Annotated in this window: 15 protein-coding genes and 1 tRNA gene; 10 read left to right on the top strand and 6 right to left on the bottom strand. The window is 68.0% G+C overall.

Annotated features, from left to right (window positions below; all coding sequences use genetic code 11):
* Position 1: 1 nt before the first annotated feature.
* Both phoB and ASD86_RS13900 read right to left on the bottom strand, forming a co-directional pair.
* Positions 2-712: a phosphate regulon transcriptional regulator PhoB gene (phoB, locus tag ASD86_RS13895; protein WP_036112073.1), complete on the bottom strand. Its 711-nt coding sequence runs from the start codon at positions 710-712 to the stop codon at positions 2-4.
* A gap of 497 nt (positions 713-1209) precedes the next feature.
* Positions 1210-2856, bottom strand: coding sequence for a M48 family metalloprotease (locus ASD86_RS13900; protein ID WP_056112723.1), 1647 nt, complete (start codon positions 2854-2856; stop codon positions 1210-1212).
* On the opposite strand from ASD86_RS13900, the gene ASD86_RS26790 reads away from it, so the two are divergent.
* The 5 genes from ASD86_RS26790 (at position 2851) to ASD86_RS13920 (ending at position 6892) form a co-directional block, all read left to right on the top strand.
* Positions 2851-3048 (top strand): hypothetical protein, encoded by a 198-nt coding sequence (locus tag ASD86_RS26790; RefSeq protein ID WP_157476623.1) that lies wholly within the window; start codon positions 2851-2853, stop codon positions 3046-3048. The genes ASD86_RS13900 and ASD86_RS26790 overlap by 6 nt on opposite strands.
* 101 nt (positions 3049-3149) lie before the next feature.
* Positions 3150-3422, top strand: a complete 273-nt coding sequence (gene grxC, locus ASD86_RS13905; RefSeq protein WP_036112064.1) for a glutaredoxin 3 — start codon at positions 3150-3152, stop codon at positions 3420-3422.
* A gap of 249 nt (positions 3423-3671) precedes the next feature.
* Entirely contained in the window at positions 3672-4007 is a 336-nt protein-coding gene (locus ASD86_RS13910; RefSeq protein ID WP_082124718.1) for a carboxymuconolactone decarboxylase family protein, read from the top strand.
* A gap of 180 nt (positions 4008-4187) precedes the next feature.
* Positions 4188-5201 carry an isocitrate dehydrogenase gene (locus tag ASD86_RS13915; protein ID WP_036112137.1) on the top strand — a complete coding sequence of 338 codons (1014 nt, stop codon included), beginning with the start codon at positions 4188-4190 and terminating at the stop codon, positions 5199-5201.
* A gap of 326 nt (positions 5202-5527) precedes the next feature.
* Positions 5528-6892, top strand: coding sequence for a Na+/H+ antiporter NhaC family protein (locus ASD86_RS13920; protein WP_056111440.1), 1365 nt, complete (start codon positions 5528-5530; stop codon positions 6890-6892).
* 166 nt (positions 6893-7058) lie between these two features.
* Here the strand turns inward: ASD86_RS13920 and ASD86_RS27865 are convergent, their stop codons facing one another.
* Positions 7059-8462 carry a lytic transglycosylase domain-containing protein gene (locus ASD86_RS27865; protein WP_056111442.1) on the bottom strand — a complete coding sequence of 468 codons (1404 nt, stop codon included), beginning with the start codon at positions 8460-8462 and terminating at the stop codon, positions 7059-7061.
* Complete coding sequence (gene gloB / locus ASD86_RS13930) at positions 8459-9244, bottom strand: hydroxyacylglutathione hydrolase (protein WP_056111445.1); 786 nt, start codon at positions 9242-9244, stop codon at positions 8459-8461. Before gloB ends, ASD86_RS27865 begins: the two co-directional genes overlap by 4 nt.
* Positions 9245-9490: 246 nt before the next feature.
* Between gloB and ASD86_RS13935 the strand changes: the two genes are divergently transcribed.
* From ASD86_RS13935 to dnaQ, 3 genes are all read left to right on the top strand, one after another.
* Positions 9491-10348 (top strand): methyltransferase domain-containing protein, encoded by an 858-nt coding sequence (locus ASD86_RS13935; RefSeq protein WP_056111448.1) that lies wholly within the window; start codon positions 9491-9493, stop codon positions 10346-10348.
* 31 nt (positions 10349-10379) lie between these two features.
* Positions 10380-10850: a ribonuclease HI gene (rnhA, locus tag ASD86_RS13940; RefSeq protein WP_036112053.1), complete on the top strand. Its 471-nt coding sequence runs from the start codon at positions 10380-10382 to the stop codon at positions 10848-10850.
* A gap of 233 nt (positions 10851-11083) precedes the next feature.
* Positions 11084-11818: a DNA polymerase III subunit epsilon gene (gene dnaQ, locus ASD86_RS13945; protein ID WP_056111451.1), complete on the top strand. Its 735-nt coding sequence runs from the start codon at positions 11084-11086 to the stop codon at positions 11816-11818.
* Positions 11819-12098: 280 nt separating this feature from the next.
* Here dnaQ and ASD86_RS13950 read toward each other — a convergent pair whose 3' ends face one another.
* Together ASD86_RS13950 and ASD86_RS13955 are read right to left on the bottom strand one after the other, a co-directional pair.
* Positions 12099-12803 (bottom strand): PP2C family serine/threonine-protein phosphatase, encoded by a 705-nt coding sequence (locus ASD86_RS13950; protein ID WP_046657254.1) that lies wholly within the window; start codon positions 12801-12803, stop codon positions 12099-12101.
* Between the two features lie 552 nt (positions 12804-13355).
* Positions 13356-13446, bottom strand: a tRNA-Ser gene (locus ASD86_RS13955).
* Between the two features lie 182 nt (positions 13447-13628).
* Between ASD86_RS13955 and ASD86_RS13960 the strand changes: the two genes are divergently transcribed.
* Positions 13629-14033 (top strand): DUF6165 family protein, encoded by a 405-nt coding sequence (locus tag ASD86_RS13960; protein ID WP_036112047.1) that lies wholly within the window; start codon positions 13629-13631, stop codon positions 14031-14033.
* 68 nt (positions 14034-14101) lie between these two features.
* A complete protein-coding gene (locus tag ASD86_RS13965) occupies positions 14102-14758 on the top strand; it encodes a hypothetical protein (RefSeq protein ID WP_056111454.1) in 657 nt (218 codons plus the stop codon).
* Positions 14759-14771: the final 13 nt, after the last annotated feature.

Here is a 14771-nt window from a genome sequence, read left to right on the forward strand (position 1 = left end):
CTTACGCGGCGAGCGATGCGGAGAAGCGGTAACCCGCGCCGCGCACGGTCTGGACCATGCCGTCGAGACGGTGCGGTTCCAGGGTCTTGCGCAGGCGGCGGATGTGCACGTCGACCGTGCGCTCCTCGACGTAGACGCTGCCGCCCCAGACGTGGTCGAGCAACTGGGTGCGCGAGTAGACGCGTTCGGGGTGGGTCATGAAGAAGTGCAGCAGGCGGTATTCGGTCGGGCCGATCTGGACCGGCTGCTGTTCGCCGCCTTCGGCCTGGGCGAACACCCGGTGGGCGGCGCCGTCGATGCGCAGCGGGCCAACGCCGACGCTGCCGTCTTCGTCGTCCTCGCGCGAGCGGCGCAGCACGGCGCGGATGCGCGCCAGCAGTTCGCGCGCCGAGAAGGGCTTGACCACGTAATCGTCGACCCCGGCTTCAAGGCCGCCGACGCGGTCGTTCTCTTCGCCGCGCGCGGTCAGCATGATGATCGGGATCTCGCGGGTCAGCGATTCCTTGCGCCAGCGCCGGGCCAGTTCCAGGCCGCTGGTGCCCGGGAGCATCCAGTCGAGCAGGATCAGGTCGGGCACGCGGTCGGCGATGGCGGCCTGGGCCTCGCGGGCGTCGCCGGCGTGGACCGGGTCGTATTCGCCCTTGCGCAGGGCAAAGGACACCATGTCGCGGATGGCGGGCTCGTCTTCAACTATCAGGATGCGCTTCTGCACACGGTCACCGAGGGGGAGGCGGAAAGGGTTCGTCCTTGAAACCGCGCCAGTACACTACCGTTTTGTGACGACTCCATGACACGGGACGGGCGGCATTGTCGGCTTTGTGATGTCGTGCCGCTGTGCACGGGCCATCCATATGCGTCCAGGCGTGGCGCGGTTCGGCCGGGGTTGGGCGCGCTTTCGCCGTCGTTGCCGTCGTTATCGCGGGAACTGGAGTTTGGCGCGCAGGTTACATCGCGATGGCAGAACGTCGGCCGGGGCGGTGTGTGAAGCGACGTGTTCGGATAACGATTCCACGAAATAGTTGCCCACTTTGAAAAAGGGGCGGCGCCTTGCGACAGATTGGTTTCGGTCGGGTGTGGCGGCGCGGGGGATTTGCTTTGGCTTTCGCAGTGGCTGGCGAGAGCAAAAGCAAAAGCAAATCCCCCCTGGCCCCCCTTTTTCAAAGGGGGGAACGCTTCGGGTGGGGTGCGTGGGAGTTCGAGCGCGCGGGCTTATTGCCGGCGCAGGTCTTCGTCGCGCACGCCCTGGCGCTTGAGTTCCAGCACGGTCGGGGTGATCGCGGCGATCCGCGCCTCGATCCGGGCGCGGGCGTAATAGTCCAGGTCGGGCTTGCGCTTGAGCGTGTTCAGCTGGACCAGCGCCTGCTCGGGACGGCCGCGCAGGTAGGCGGCTTCGGCGTAGGCCTCGCCGGCACGGATCGAGTCGCCGGCGATCTCGCAGGCGCGGGCGAAGGTCTGCTGCAGCAGCGGGTCGTCGCTGTGGTTGCCGAACAGCGGCCGCAGCACGGCCTGGGCGCGCTGGCCGGCGGCGGCGGTGGCGCGGTCGGTCAGCACCTTGGCGTAGCTCAGGGCGATCGCGCGGTTGTTCGGGGTCTGCCGCAGCAGCGCCTCGAAACGCGCATCGGCCGCGGCGTTCTTGCCCGACTGGGCCTCGGCTTCGCCCAGCGCCAGGCTCAGCCAAAGCTGGCCGGGGTGCTTGGCCAGCAGTTCGGTCAGCGCCGGGATCGCCGCGCCGGACTGGTTGTTGCGCATCCGCGCCAGGGCCAGGCCGTAGCGCTGGGCTTCGGTGTTGGCGCCGAGTTTTTCGTATTCGCGCACCGCCTCGCGCGGCGAATTGGCGCTGAACACCCGGATCCGCTCGCGGGCGTAGTCGAACAGCCCGGTGCCGCCGGCGGTCAGCGCCTGGTCGGAGATCTTCAGGCCGCTGGGCAGCAGGGGGTTGTCGGTGCCGGTGGCGGTGTCGGGCAGGCTGAAGGGCACCTTCGGAATGCGCTCGACCCGGGTCTCGGTGGGCGTTGCGGTGACCGCGGTGACGCTGTTGCGGTTGGCGATCTGCTCGGCGCGTTCCTTGGCCTCGCTGATGCGGGTGGTGGTGACCGGGTGGGTCATCAGGTAGTCGGGCGTTTCGCCGTACCAGTTGGCCGCGTTGCTGCGCGAGACCACCTGCATGCGGCCGAAGAACCCGGCCATCGCGCTGGTGTCGTAATTGCTGCGGTACAGGGTCTGGATGCCGATCCGGTCGGCTTCGGACTCGTTGGAGCGGGTGTAGTTGATCTGGCGCTGCTGCATCAGGCCCAGGCCGGAGGTGATCGCGGCCATGGTCGCGTCGTCGGTGGAATTGCTGCCGGCGCCCTGCGCGGCGACGATCGCGCCGAGCATCGCCAGCAGGATCGGCAACTGATCGCGCTGGGCGCGCTCGACCCCGCGCAGCACGTGCTGCTGGGTGACGTGGGCGATTTCGTGCGAGATCACCGCGGCGACTTCGTCTTCCTTCTCGGCGGTCAACACCAGGCCCGAGTTGACCCCGATGTAGCCGCCCAGGGTGGCGAAGGCGTTGATCTGGCGCTCGCGCAGCATGAAGAAGGTGAAGGGCTGGCGCGGCTTGTCGCTGTTGGCGGCCAGGCGCGTGCCGAGGGTGTCGAGCCAGCTGTCGATCAGCGGGTCTTCGAGCAGATAGTCGTAGTGGCGCAGCTGCGCCAGCATCATCGAGCCGTACTCGCGCTGCTTGGCCGGGGTCAGCAGTTCCGCGGCCGAGGAGCCGATATCGGGCAGCTTGTTTTCCTGCGCGCTCGCGCAGACGCTGCCGAGGGCGAGGGTTACAGCGGCGGTGAGCAGGGCGATGCGGCGCAAGCGATGAATCCTCAAGGCGGTGGTGCGGAAGACGACGGGCGGTGCGGGTACAAGGTCGTGGCGGTCATCGCGCTGCGAGTCGATGGCAGGATGCAGCCCGCCGCGATCGATGGCGTGAATGCGCCGTTAATTTCAATCGCAGCCCGCCGCGAGAACGAACCCGAAGCGGAAAAATCGATCCACCCCACGCCAGCGTACTGAGTCCGGCCGGACTGCGTTCCATCGGCGCGCTTTAAACTGCCAGGCCGCACGCCCATATTTCGACCGCAACCCCTTTCAAGAGTTCAGGCAGGAGAACCGTTTTGAGCGACACCGCCCCCAAGCCGCAGATCGTCATCTATAGCACCGCGATCTGCCCGTATTGCGTCGCCGCTAAGAATTTCCTCAAGAGCAAGGGCCAGACCTGGAGCGAAGTGCGCATCGATCTGGACCCGGCCGAGCGCGAAAAGATGGTCGCGCTGACCAAGCGCACCAGCGTGCCGCAGATTTTCATCGGCGACACCCATGTCGGCGGCTACGACGACATGATGGCGCTGCACCGCGCCGGCGGGCTGGAACCGCTGTTCGCGGCCTGAGCGATGCCGTCGGGCGGCGTTCGTCGCCGCCCGTTTGCGTGCGCTGATACCTGTTGATCCACGTCCGCCGCCCGGGCGCGATGGTTTGCCGATGACCGCGTCGGACGGTTCGCGCTGACCGCCGCGGTCGCGCCTGACGGGCGTATTTCCCTTATTCGAGGAGCTTGTGTGAGCAACGACCGTACCGACGACAACGCGGCCCAGAGCGAAAGCGACCGCGTCGCCGAATTCACCGCCTTCCGCAAGCGCATGAACGAACGCATCCTGGCCGAGCCGAATCAGGTCGTGCGGCGCTTCTTCGCCCTCGACACCCAGACCTACCAGGCCGGCGCGCTCGACGTGAAGACCAAGGAGCTGCTGGGCCTGGTCGCCTCGATGGTGCTGCGCTGCGACGACTGCATCAGCTACCACGTCGCCCAGTGCAAGGAGGCCGGGGTCAATCGCGAGGAAATGTTCGAAGCGTTCTCGGTCGGCCTGGTGGTCGGCGGCTCGATCGTGATCCCGCATATGCGCCGCGCGGTCGATTTCCTCGACAAGCTGGAGCAGGGCGAGGCCGCCGCGCCGGCCGGCCACGACCACGGCTGAATCGGATAGCGGGCTTTCACCGCCCCGGGGGCCATGCCGAATCGGGCCGCTTCATGGCCCCCGACCATCGTCCAGTACTGCCCCGAATGCAGGGGCAGGCCGCTTCCGGCATAATTACGGGGCTAAGACCTCGTGCGCCGCGCCGCCTGCGCCGCGCCCTTCAGCTGGAAGAACTCCCTCATGACGCAAACCATTACGGTCATCCGTGGCGACGGCATCGGCCCCGAGATCATGGACGCGACCCTGCACGTGCTCGACGCGATGAACCTGGGCCTGTCTTACGAATTCGCCGACGCCGGCCTGGTCGCGCTGGAAAAGCACGGCGAGCTGCTGCCGGCCGCGACCATGGATTCGATCCGCAAGACCCGCATCGCGCTCAAGAGCCCGTTGACCACGCCGGTCGGCGAAGGCTTCAGCTCGATCAACGTCGAACTGCGCAAGCGCTTCGACCTGTACGCCAACGTGCGTCCGGCCAAGTCGTTCCCGAACACCAAGTCGCGCTTCCCGAGCGGCGTGGACCTGATCACCGTGCGCGAGAACACCGAAGGCGCCTACATCGGTGAAGGCCAGTCGTTGTCGGAAGACGGCGAGACCGCGCTGCTGACCCAGAAGATCACCCGCCGCGGCTCCGAGCGCATCGTGCGCTACGCCTTCGACCTGGCGCGCAAGACCGGGCGCAAGAAGGTCACGGTGGTGCACAAGGCCAACATCTTGAAGTCGACCTCGGGCCTGTTCCTGAAGACCGCGCGCGAAGTGGCGCAGCAGTACCCCGACATCCAGTGCAACGAGATGATCGTGGACAACACCTGCATGCAGCTGGTGATGCGTCCGGAGCAGTTCGACATCATCGTCACCACCAACCTGTTCGGCGACATCATTTCCGACCTGTGCGCCGGTCTGGTGGGTGGTCTGGGTCTGGCCCCGGGCGCGAACATCGGCACGGATGCTGCGATCTTCGAGGCCGTGCATGGCTCGGCGCCGGACATCGCCGGCAAGGGCATCGCCAATCCCTGCGCGCTGCTGCTGGGCGCGGCGCAGATGCTCGACCACATCGGCCAGCCGGAGAAGGCGACCAAGCTGCGCGAGGCGATCATCGCCACGCTCGAAGCCAAGGATTCGCTGACCCCGGACCTGGGCGGCGAGGGCAATACGCTGTCGTTCGCCAAGGCGATCGCGAGCCGCGCTACGGCGTAAGCGAGCGGGTCATTGCTGATACGACGAGGCGCCTTCGGGCGCCTCGTTGCGTTTGGGTGCTCTGCGGCCCGATCTGCCCTCACCCCCACCCCTCTCAGCTCTGCACTTCCTTCGGTCGCCGCAAGCGGGAGAGGGGCTACAGAGCCCCAGCCCTTGATCCCTTCTCCCGCTTGCGGGAGAAGGTGCCCGCAGGGCGGATGAGGGCAGGTGGGCACGGCCCCCGACCGCCCCCATGAACTCCCCCAAAGCGTTCCATCCCCGGCACTCGACACGCGCCATGCTGAACTGCAAAATCGCGCTGTCTTAAAATCCATTCGGATGAAGCGATGAATGAGCCGCTCCGCCCCGGAACCCCGATCACCCCCAGTGCCCTGGCGCTGACGCCGCTGCTGCTGTTCCTGGCGCTGTTTTTCGGCGCCGGGCTGTATTTCACCGCCAACGGCGACGCGATGGGCTTCTACCAGCTGCACGCGCCGGTGGCGATCCTGCCGGCGCTGGCGCTGGCCGCGTTCATCGCTTGGCGCCGCGGAATCAAGCCGCTGGAAACCCTGCTGGGCGGCATGGGCGACCACAACGTCGTGCTGATGTGCCTGATCTTCCTGCTGGCCGGCGGCTTCGTCGAAGTGTCCAAGGCGATCGGCGCGGTCGACGCGATCGTGTCGCTCGGTGTCGGCAACGTGCATCCGGCGCTGTTGTTGCCGGCCTTGTTCGTGGTCGCCGGGTTTATTTCGATGTCGCTGGGCACCTCGATGGGCACGATCGCCGCGGTCGCGCCGATCGCGCTGGGCGTATCGGACGCGTCGGGCCTGGATCGCGCGCTGGTGCTCGGCGCGGTGATCGGCGGCGCGACCTTCGGCGACAACCTGTCGGTGATTTCCGACACCGCGATCGTCGCCAGCCGCACCCAGGGCTGCACGATGCGGGAGAAATTCCGCGAGAACCTCAAGCTGGCGCTGCCGGCGGCGATCGCCACCCTGGTGTTACTGGGCTTCCTCGGCGAAACCGCGCCGGTGCAGACGCCCGATCCGGTGTCGCCGTGGCTGATCCTGCCGTACCTCGTCGTGCTCGGGCTGGCGATCGCCGGCGTCGACGTGATCATCGTGTTGAGTATTGGCCTGGTCATCGCGGGCCTGTTCGGGGTGTTCTTCGCCGAGGATTTCGGCTTCGCCGCCTACACCACGCACATCTGGGACGGCTTCGAGAGCATGGTCGAGATCACCTTGCTGTCGCTGCTGGTCGGCGGCCTGGGCGCATTGATGAAAGCCGCCGGCGGCCTGGCCTGGGTGGCGCAGACCATCGGCAAGTTCGCGCGAGGTCATCGCAGCCGCCGCGCGGGCGAGATCAGCATCGCCGCGTTGTCGGCGACCACCGATGTGTTCACCGCCAACAACACCGTCGCGATCCTGATCAGCGGCGGCCTTGCGCGCGATGTCGCGCAACAGCACGGAGTGCCGCCGGCGCGCGCGGCGAGCGTGCTCGACATCTTCGCCTGCGTGACTCAGGGCGTGCTGCCGTATGGCGCGCAGATATTGCTGGCGGCGTCGTTGAGCAAGGTTTCGCCGCTGCAGTTGATCGGCAACGTGCATTACAGCTGGCTGCTGGGGGCGGTGACGATCGGGGCGATGTTGTGGCCTTCGCGCAAGCGGGCCCTCACCCCAACCCCTCTCCCGCAGGCGGGAGAGGGGCTTTAATACGGCTAGGCGGCGATCATCTCTGCTTGTAGGAGAGATGATTCAGTCCGGCGGGGTGTGATCACTCCCTCTCCCTCTCCCGCTTGCGGCGACCGAAGGAAGTGCAGAGCTGAGAGGGCTGGGGTGAGGGCTGACGCCGGCGTCGCAGAGCACCGGCTGCGCGAGACTATTTACCCGCCGACTTGCCCGCATCAATCAACAGCGCCTGCCCCGGCTTGAGCACCGCATTGGCCGCCAGGCCGTTGCGCTCAAGCAGATCCGCGACACGAATGCGATAACGCTTGGCGATGGTCCAGGCGTTGTCGCCGCGGCCGACAGTGTGGCGACGCGCCTGCGCTTTCGCCGAGCTGTTATCGGCGGCGGATTTTTCGCCTGCGCGCTTGTCGCCGTCCTCGCTGCGAGCAACCCGGTCGCGACCCTTGGCCGGTGGTGTCGCAGGTTCAACCCGATCGCCCGATCCCGAACGCTCCGACGCCTCGACCGACCCACGCGTACTGGCGATCGCAGTCGACGCGCTGCTTGAGCCGCTGGCGACGGGCATGGTCGGCTTGTCGATGCCTGTCAGCTCGACACCCGCCAAATCAATATCGGCCGCGCTCACCCCAGGGGCACCGATCGCACTCGCCGCCACCGCCAACAACGGCGCGCGCTTGCCCGCGCTGCGAGCGATGCGACCGTCGCCGAACACCGGATTGAGGCGCTTGATCTGGGAAAGATCCTGATCGGTGCGCGCGGCCCATTCGCCGATGCTGTCGATCTCGGCCGGCACCGTCACCGCCGCCAGTCGCGGTACCGGGCGATCGAGCGCGCTCAGCCATTCTTCGCGGTCGTCGGCCTGTTCCATCAGGCACGACAGCGCATGCAGCTTGCGCACATAGGCCGTGGTGATGTCGGACAGGCCGGTCAGTTGATCGTGGCGCACGTCGGCGATGCTCAGGCCGCTGCGCTTGACCGCGTTGAGCACGCGGTACTCGCCGGCGTTGTAGGCCATCACGGTCAGCCGCCAGTCGCCGCCGAACATGCCGTGCAGGGTTTTCAGATAACGCACCGCGGCCTGGGTCGATTCGACCGGCGACAGCCGGCCGTCGTAGCCCTCGCGCATCGGCACGCGGTGGTTGCGTGCGGTCATCGCGATCATCTGCCACAGGCCGGCCGGGCCGGACGGGCTGCGCGCGCCGGGCTTGTAGCCGCTTTCGACGAACGGAATCAGCGCGTACTCGGTCGGCAGGTGCGCTTCGCGCAGCGCGTCGACGACGTAGCCGAACAGCGGCAGCAGGTCGTCCTCGCTCGAGGCCAGGCGCTTGGGCGCGGTCGAGAAATGCTGACGCCAGCGGCTGCTGACCCCGGGTTCGCAGGTCTTGTCGGCCAGGCCGTCGCGGAAGCGCTGGTAGATCTCGCGGCCGTTGCGGCTCGGGCCGGTGCCCGGGTCGGGCGCGGCGACCGCCAGTTGCGCCGCGTCGGCGGCGATCGCCGGCGCCGACAGCGCCGCGCTCAGGCCCAGACAGGCCGCCAGCGCCAGGCGCCAAGACCGGCGCGCCGGGATGCGGGCGCGGGCGTCGCCGCGTCTCACGCGCGGAACCCGTCCTTCCAGCGCCGCAGTTCGGCGAAGGTTTCGGTCTCGTCGGCCGGCGCGCGGCCCAGCCGGGCGGCGATCGCGGCGATCACCGCCGGTTCGCGGGTGCGCAGGAACGGGTTGGTCGCGCGTTCGTCGCCGATCGAGCTGGGAAGGGAGGGACGTCCGGCGTTGCGCATGGCCTGGGCCTGTTCGATTCGGCGCCGCAGCGCGGGATTGGCGGGTTCGACCACGCTGGCGAAGGCCGCGTTGGACAAGGTGTATTCGTGGCCGCAGCAGACCCGGGTGTCGTCCGGTAGCGCGGCCAGCCGGGTCAGCGAGACCAGCATCTGGGCGGGCGTACCTTCGAACAGGCGGCCACAGCCCAGGCTGAACAAGGTGTCGCCGCTGAACACGATCCGGTCGGTGGCGCGGCCGCCTTGCTCAAGGTAATAGGCGACGTGGCTGAGCGTGTGGCCCGGCACCGCCAGCGCGGTCAGGCTCCAGCCGTCCACGTGCAGACGGGTGCCGTCGCCGACCCGCGCGGTGGCGCTGGCGATGCGTTCGTCGTCCGGGGCGAACACCGGGATGTCGGGCCAACGTTCGCGCAGCGCCGGGGTGCCGCCGATGTGGTCGTCGTGGTGGTGGGTCAGCAGGATCCCGACCGGGCGCAGCCCGTGCGCGGCCGCGGCCAGCACCGGCGCGGCGTCGCCGGGGTCGACGATCAGGGCCGATTCGTCGTCGCCCGACAGGGCCCAGATGTAGTTGTCGCTGAGGGCGGGCAGGGCGAGCAACCGCATCGTCGGACTCCTGGCGGCGCGCGGCCGGAGCCGTCGCGGTGGGCGGGGTGCTCGGCTTGCCTGACCGGCGCTCGGGGCGCACAGTCGGGGCGTCGCAGACCCATGCCATCCTGGGCCGTACCGAGCTTCCTTGGTAAACGTTCGGGGCCGTGGCATCGGAACCGACCTCGGGACCGCGGGCGCCACGCTGGCCGCGCCTGATCCCGAATCCCCAATCCCGAATCCCGGCCCCACCGAGACGCGACCATGCCCGCCCTGTCCCACGGCCGTCAACCCGATCACGAATCCGACCCGGCCCTGGCCTGGTTCGGCGAGGTGCCCGGTCACGGTCTGCTGGACGTCGAGTCGGCGTCGATGGCGCGAGTGCTCGCGGCCAGTCCTAGCCTGCCCTGGGCCTGGTTCGGGGTCGCCGCGGCCTCGCCGCCGCTGGGTCGCGGGGTCGCGCTGCGGCGCAGCGCCGACGGCTTCGACGGCGCGGTGCGCTGCCGTTTGCCGCTGCCGCTCGCCAGCGAGGCCTTCGGCGCGGTGCTGCTGCAGCACGTGTTCGACGACGGCGTCGATTGCGCGCCGCTGCTCAGCGAATGCGCGCGCATCCTCGCCCCGGGCGGGCGGCTGTGGCTGGCCACCCTCAACCCGTGGAGCCCGTACCGCCTGCGCTGGGCCGGCAGCGGCCTGCATGCGCGCGACGCCGGCCACTGGCAGACCATGCTGCGCGCCTCGGGCTTCGCCGCCGACCCGGTCAGCCTGCAGTGGCTCGGGCCGCGCTGGCGGGTCGCGCACGGCGAGGCCGGGGTCGGCGCGGCCGACGTGCTGCGCGCCGGGGTCGCCCTGACCCTGACCAAGCGCGTCCACGCCGCGATTCCGCCGGGCCGACTGCAACAGCTGCGCTGGCAGACCGGGCTGGGCCAGGCCGGGCTGGCGAATGCCGGTCTGCCGCAGGCCGCCCAGAGCGGCCGGGTCGACAGCGGCCGCGGCGACGCCCGTCGGGACGCATCCGCCGACTCCAGGACCGATCGCAAAGACCCCGCCCCGATCGCGGCCCGGATCGCGCAGATCGCTCCCGACCGATCCGATGCGACCCGCGGCGGCGCGCAACAGCGATAATGCTCGGCCGTCGAAAGCGAGTAGCTGTTGCGTGAGCCAAACCACCTCCGAGCTCGATAAAACCGTAAGCATCCACACCGACGGCGCCTGCCTCGGCAATCCCGGCCCCGGCGGCTGGGCCGCGCTGCTGCGCTACAAGGGCCACGAGCGCGAGTTGTCCGGCGGCGAGCCCGACACCACCAACAACCGCATGGAGCTGATGGGCGCGATCATGGGCCTGGAAGCGCTCAGCGAGCCGTGCAAGATCGTGCTGACCACCGACTCGCAGTACGTGCGCAAGGGCATCACCGAGTGGATGAGCAACTGGGTCCGGCGCGGCTGGAAAACCGCCGGCGGCGACCCGGTCAAGAACCGCGACCTGTGGGAACGCCTGCACGCCGCGAGCCTGCGTCATTCGATCGACTGGAAGTGGGTCAAGGGCCACTCCGGCCAGCCCGAGAACGAACGCGTCGATGTTCTCGCGCGCGTCCAGGCGGAGCGGCTCAGGGCCTATCGGCCTTGAGCCTGGGAACGAGTTGAGAGGAGTGAGGAGTGAGTGTTGGCGCTCGCGGCTCTACTCGTTTCTCACTCCTGCGAACTCGTTCCTCGCTTCGACATGCTGGCGGAGCGGCTCAGGGCCTGTCGGGCTTGAGCCAGAAACGAGTGGAGAGGAGCAAGGACTGAGTGCTCGTCCCGCAGCTTTACTCGTTTCTCACTCCTCTGAACTCGTTCCTCGCTTTTTGAGATAATCGGCAAATGCGTCAAATCATCCTGGATACCGAAACCACCGGCCTGAGCTGGGAACGCGGCAATCGCGTGGTCGAAATCGGCTGCGTCGAATTCGTCGAGCGCCGCCCGAGCGGCCGCACCTATCATCAGTACATCAAGCCCGATTGCGATTTCGAAGCCGGCGCGCAGGAAGTCACCGGCCTGTCGCTGGAGCGTCTGGCCAACGAGCCGACGATGGAGCAGGTGGTCGATGAATTCCTCGAATTCATCAAGGGCGCCGAGCTGATCATCCACAACGCGGCCTTCGACGTGGGCTTCCTCAACAACGAGCTGTCGATCTGCGGCGCGCAGTACGGCAAGTTGGCCGACCACGTCCCCAACATCGAAGACTCGCTGCTGCTCGCGCGCCAGCGCTACCCCGGCCAGCGCAATTCGCTCGACGCGTTGTGCAAACGCCTGGGCGTGGACAACTCGCATCGCCAGTTGCACGGCGCGCTGCTCGACGCCCAGTTGCTCGGCGAGGTCTACATCGGCCTGACCTCGGGCCAGGAAGAGATCGGCTTCGGCGATCCGGCCGCGATCGCCGCGCAGCAGAGCCCGGCGAGTTTCCAGATCGACCCCGGCGCGGTGCGGCCGAGGGTGATCGTGCTCGCCGACGAATTCGCCGCGCATCAGGCGCGGTTGGAGAAGCTGCGCAAGAAGGCCGGCGGCAAGTGCGTGTGGGATGTGTTCGATCCGCCGGCGGCGCTGGCTGAGGCGTAAGCGTCGCGATCGCGGCGGGCGATCGGCGATTCGATGGTCAGGTTGCGCCGGCCGTCGCGATAGCGCGGTCGCGGCTTGCGCCGCTCCTGCAGGGGGCGGTCGAAGCTTCGTTGGCTTACCTGTAGGAGCGGCGCGAGCCGCGACCGCGAATCCGCAACTGCCGCGTAACCAACGCCGCGTGCCGGCGAGGGCCAAAGGCTCGGACATCCGCTGGAATATTTTCGCTGGAAAAATTTAGACGAAACTAAATCCGTCTAAATTTCTATCGCGCCACCCAGCCTCAATGGCTGCGCACCAACACCACCGTGACATTGTCCGACCCGCCGCCGTCCAGCGCCGCGGCGACCAGCGAATCCACGCATTCCTGCGCGCTGCAGTCGTTATGCGCCAGCACCCGGGCGATGCTGCGGTCGTCGACTTCCTCGGTCAGGCCGTCGCTGCACAACAGCAGCTGCATGCCCGGACGCAGTTCGCCGGTCATGGTCTCGACGTTGAGGTTGCGCGGATCGGTCACGCCGAGCGCCTGGGTGACCACGTTGCGATGCGGGTGGCTACGCGCCTGTTCGTGGGTGATCGCACCGTTGGCGATCAGCTCCTGCACATAGCTGTGGTCCTGCGACAACTGGGCCAGATGGCCGTCGCGCCACAGGTACACGCGGCTGTCGCCGACCCAGGCCACCTCGAAGCGGTTGCCGTTGATGCGCGCGGCGACCACGGTGGTGCCCATCGGCAGGGCGTCGTTGCGCCGGCGCGAGGTGCGGATGATCTCTTCGTCGGCGATCCGGATGGCCTGGGCCAGGCCGGTGCCGTTGCGGACCTCGCGCACGATCGACTCGCGCGCCAAGGCGCTGGCGACCTCGCCGTATTCGTGTCCGCCCATGCCGTCGGCGACCAGCCATAGGCCGAGTTCGCTGTCACCGTAATAGGTGTCTTCGTTGAGTTCGCGGCGCAAGCCGACATGCGTGAGGTGTCCGAATTCGATCATCTGCCGGTCAGTGCCATTCGCTTCGTCGGGGTTGCCATTGCAGTAACGGAATCATCGCGGCACAGCGGCCTAGTGACAAGAAAACGTGATCCCTGCACGGCTTCATGCCCGAGATTCGATGAAGACCGCGTGTGTACCGGATCGGTGGAACCCCGCCTGGCAATGCGTCGGCGCGAGGCCGGCCGCGGCATTTGCCCTGCATCGTGGCGCGAGTAGGATCTCGAGCCTGGCTCAGTGCGACCAAACCAGGCGTGAAGCGTGAGCGAAAGCGATGGCGGGCGAACGTGGATCTGCGCGAAGCCCGCCGGAAAGTGCAGCCGATATGCGCAACGAATGCAGCCGATGTGAGTATCCGAACCCAGGCGCGCGATCCCGGTCCGAGCCGCGGCCCGCGTCCGCGGCAGACCCAAGCGCCACGGCGCGCAAAGTGCCTGTCGTCGTCGCCGAAACGCCGCCGTCGCCCAGGCCCGATGCGTTGACGCTCGACCCGAGCCGCAAGCGCGAAAACCCTGAAAACAACAAGGGCCCCGAAGGGCCCATGTCGTGCGTATCTGGCGGAGAGGGGGGGATTCGAACCCCCGGTACGCTATAAACGTACGCCTGATTTCGAGTCAGGTACATTCAACCACTCTGCCACCTCTCCGGGTGCAGTGAGCCGCGAATGATACGGATACTCGCGACCGCCGACAAGGTTTCTCGCGCATCGGATCGATCCGGCCACCCGCGGCACGCATCCGGCCGCCGCGAACCCGGCCCGGGGCGTCGGCTCGGGCGCCCGGCGGGGCTACACTAATCGGCCCCCTGATTAGCAAACGGCGGCGTCCCATGTCTGAAATCCTGGTCCCGGTGTCCTTCGGCGAACTGCTGGACAAGATCTCGATCCTGCAGATTAAGTCCGAGCGCATGAGCGACGAGGCCAAGCTGGCCAATGTCCGCGCGGAACTGAGCGCGCTGGAACAGACCTGGATGGCCCATCCGGCCGCCGGCGGCGACATCGGCCGCCTGCGCGCCGAGCTCAAGGCGGTCAACGAGCGCTTGTGGGTGATCGAGGACGACATCCGGATCAAGGAAAAGGCCCAGGCCTTCGACGCCGAATTCATCGCCCTGGCGCGTTCGGTCTACGTCGAGAACGACGTGCGCGCGCGGGTCAAGAAAGAGATCAACCTGGCGCTGGGCTCGACCTACGTGGAAGAGAAGTCCTACCAGGACTACGGCACCGGCGCGTTCTGATCGCCGCGGTCGCGGCATGGCCGGGCCGCTGAACGTTCGTTTGAACCCACCGCGCGGGACGACCACGCATGGCCGATGCCAAACCGCGCGCCGCCGGCGCCTGGCTGTACGACGATCTGCTCGCCTGGCTGTGCCCGGGCGGGCTGTTGCTGACCGCGCTGGCATTGCGCTATCCGGCCGGACTGCAACTGCTGCGCGCGCAGGCGCCCGAGCTGACCCTGCCGACCTGGTTCGCCGGCGCTTACGCGCTGGGGCTGGCGCTCAGCCCGATCGGGCGATTGGTCTACGGTGTCGCCCAGGGCATCGTTTGGCCGCGCCTGCGCGGCGCGTGGACGCCGGCGATCGAATTCCTGTCGTTGCGTCTGCAACGCAGCGAAGGGCTGATCCTGCCCGAGGCCGCGCGCATGCCGACCTCGGTCTTCCACGACGTCGACCGGCGCATGCGCGAGTACCTGGAAGCGGCCGACCCGTCGTCGCGCAACACGCTCAATCGGATGAAGGTTCTGTGCAGCTTGTCGTGTAATGCCGCGGCGGCCTGCCTGGTGTTCGTCGCGATCGAGGCGCTGACCGGCGGATGGCGGCAATGGAGCGGCGCACAGGTCGCGGTGGCGATGTTCGTGATCGCGCTGGCGCTGATCGCGGCGGTGTACCGCGAGCGCCGTCGCCAGCGCACCCAGTTGTCGATCTGGCGGCGTCTGCAGATCCAGGCCGAACGCGATCGGTGATGCGGCCCCGCGC

This window comes from Lysobacter sp. Root690 (assembly GCF_001427785.1).
In the GTDB taxonomy this organism is placed as follows: Bacteria; Pseudomonadota; Gammaproteobacteria; order Xanthomonadales; family Xanthomonadaceae; genus Lysobacter.

Excerpts from the sequence above, each read along its gene's own strand:
- ASD86_RS26790 (WP_157476623.1), top strand. The coding sequence starts at position 2,851 with ATGAATCCTCAAGGCGGTGGTGCGGAAGACGACGGGCGGTGCGGGTAC.
- ASD86_RS13910 (WP_082124718.1), top strand. The coding sequence starts at position 3,672 with ATGAACGAACGCATCCTGGCCGAGCCGAATCAGGTCGTGCGGCGCTTC.
- ASD86_RS13915 (WP_036112137.1), top strand. The coding sequence starts at position 4,188 with ATGACGCAAACCATTACGGTCATCCGTGGCGACGGCATCGGCCCCGAG.
- ASD86_RS13920 (WP_056111440.1), top strand. The coding sequence starts at position 5,528 with ATGAATGAGCCGCTCCGCCCCGGAACCCCGATCACCCCCAGTGCCCTG.
- gloB (WP_056111445.1), bottom strand. The coding sequence starts at position 9,244 with ATGCGGTTGCTCGCCCTGCCCGCCCTCAGCGACAACTACATCTGGGCC.
- ASD86_RS13935 (WP_056111448.1), top strand. The coding sequence starts at position 9,491 with ATGCCCGCCCTGTCCCACGGCCGTCAACCCGATCACGAATCCGACCCG.
- dnaQ (WP_056111451.1), top strand. The coding sequence starts at position 11,084 with ATGCGTCAAATCATCCTGGATACCGAAACCACCGGCCTGAGCTGGGAA.
- ASD86_RS13950 (WP_046657254.1), bottom strand. The coding sequence starts at position 12,803 with ATGATCGAATTCGGACACCTCACGCATGTCGGCTTGCGCCGCGAACTC.
- ASD86_RS13960 (WP_036112047.1), top strand. The coding sequence starts at position 13,629 with ATGTCTGAAATCCTGGTCCCGGTGTCCTTCGGCGAACTGCTGGACAAG.
- ASD86_RS13965 (WP_056111454.1), top strand. The coding sequence starts at position 14,102 with ATGGCCGATGCCAAACCGCGCGCCGCCGGCGCCTGGCTGTACGACGAT.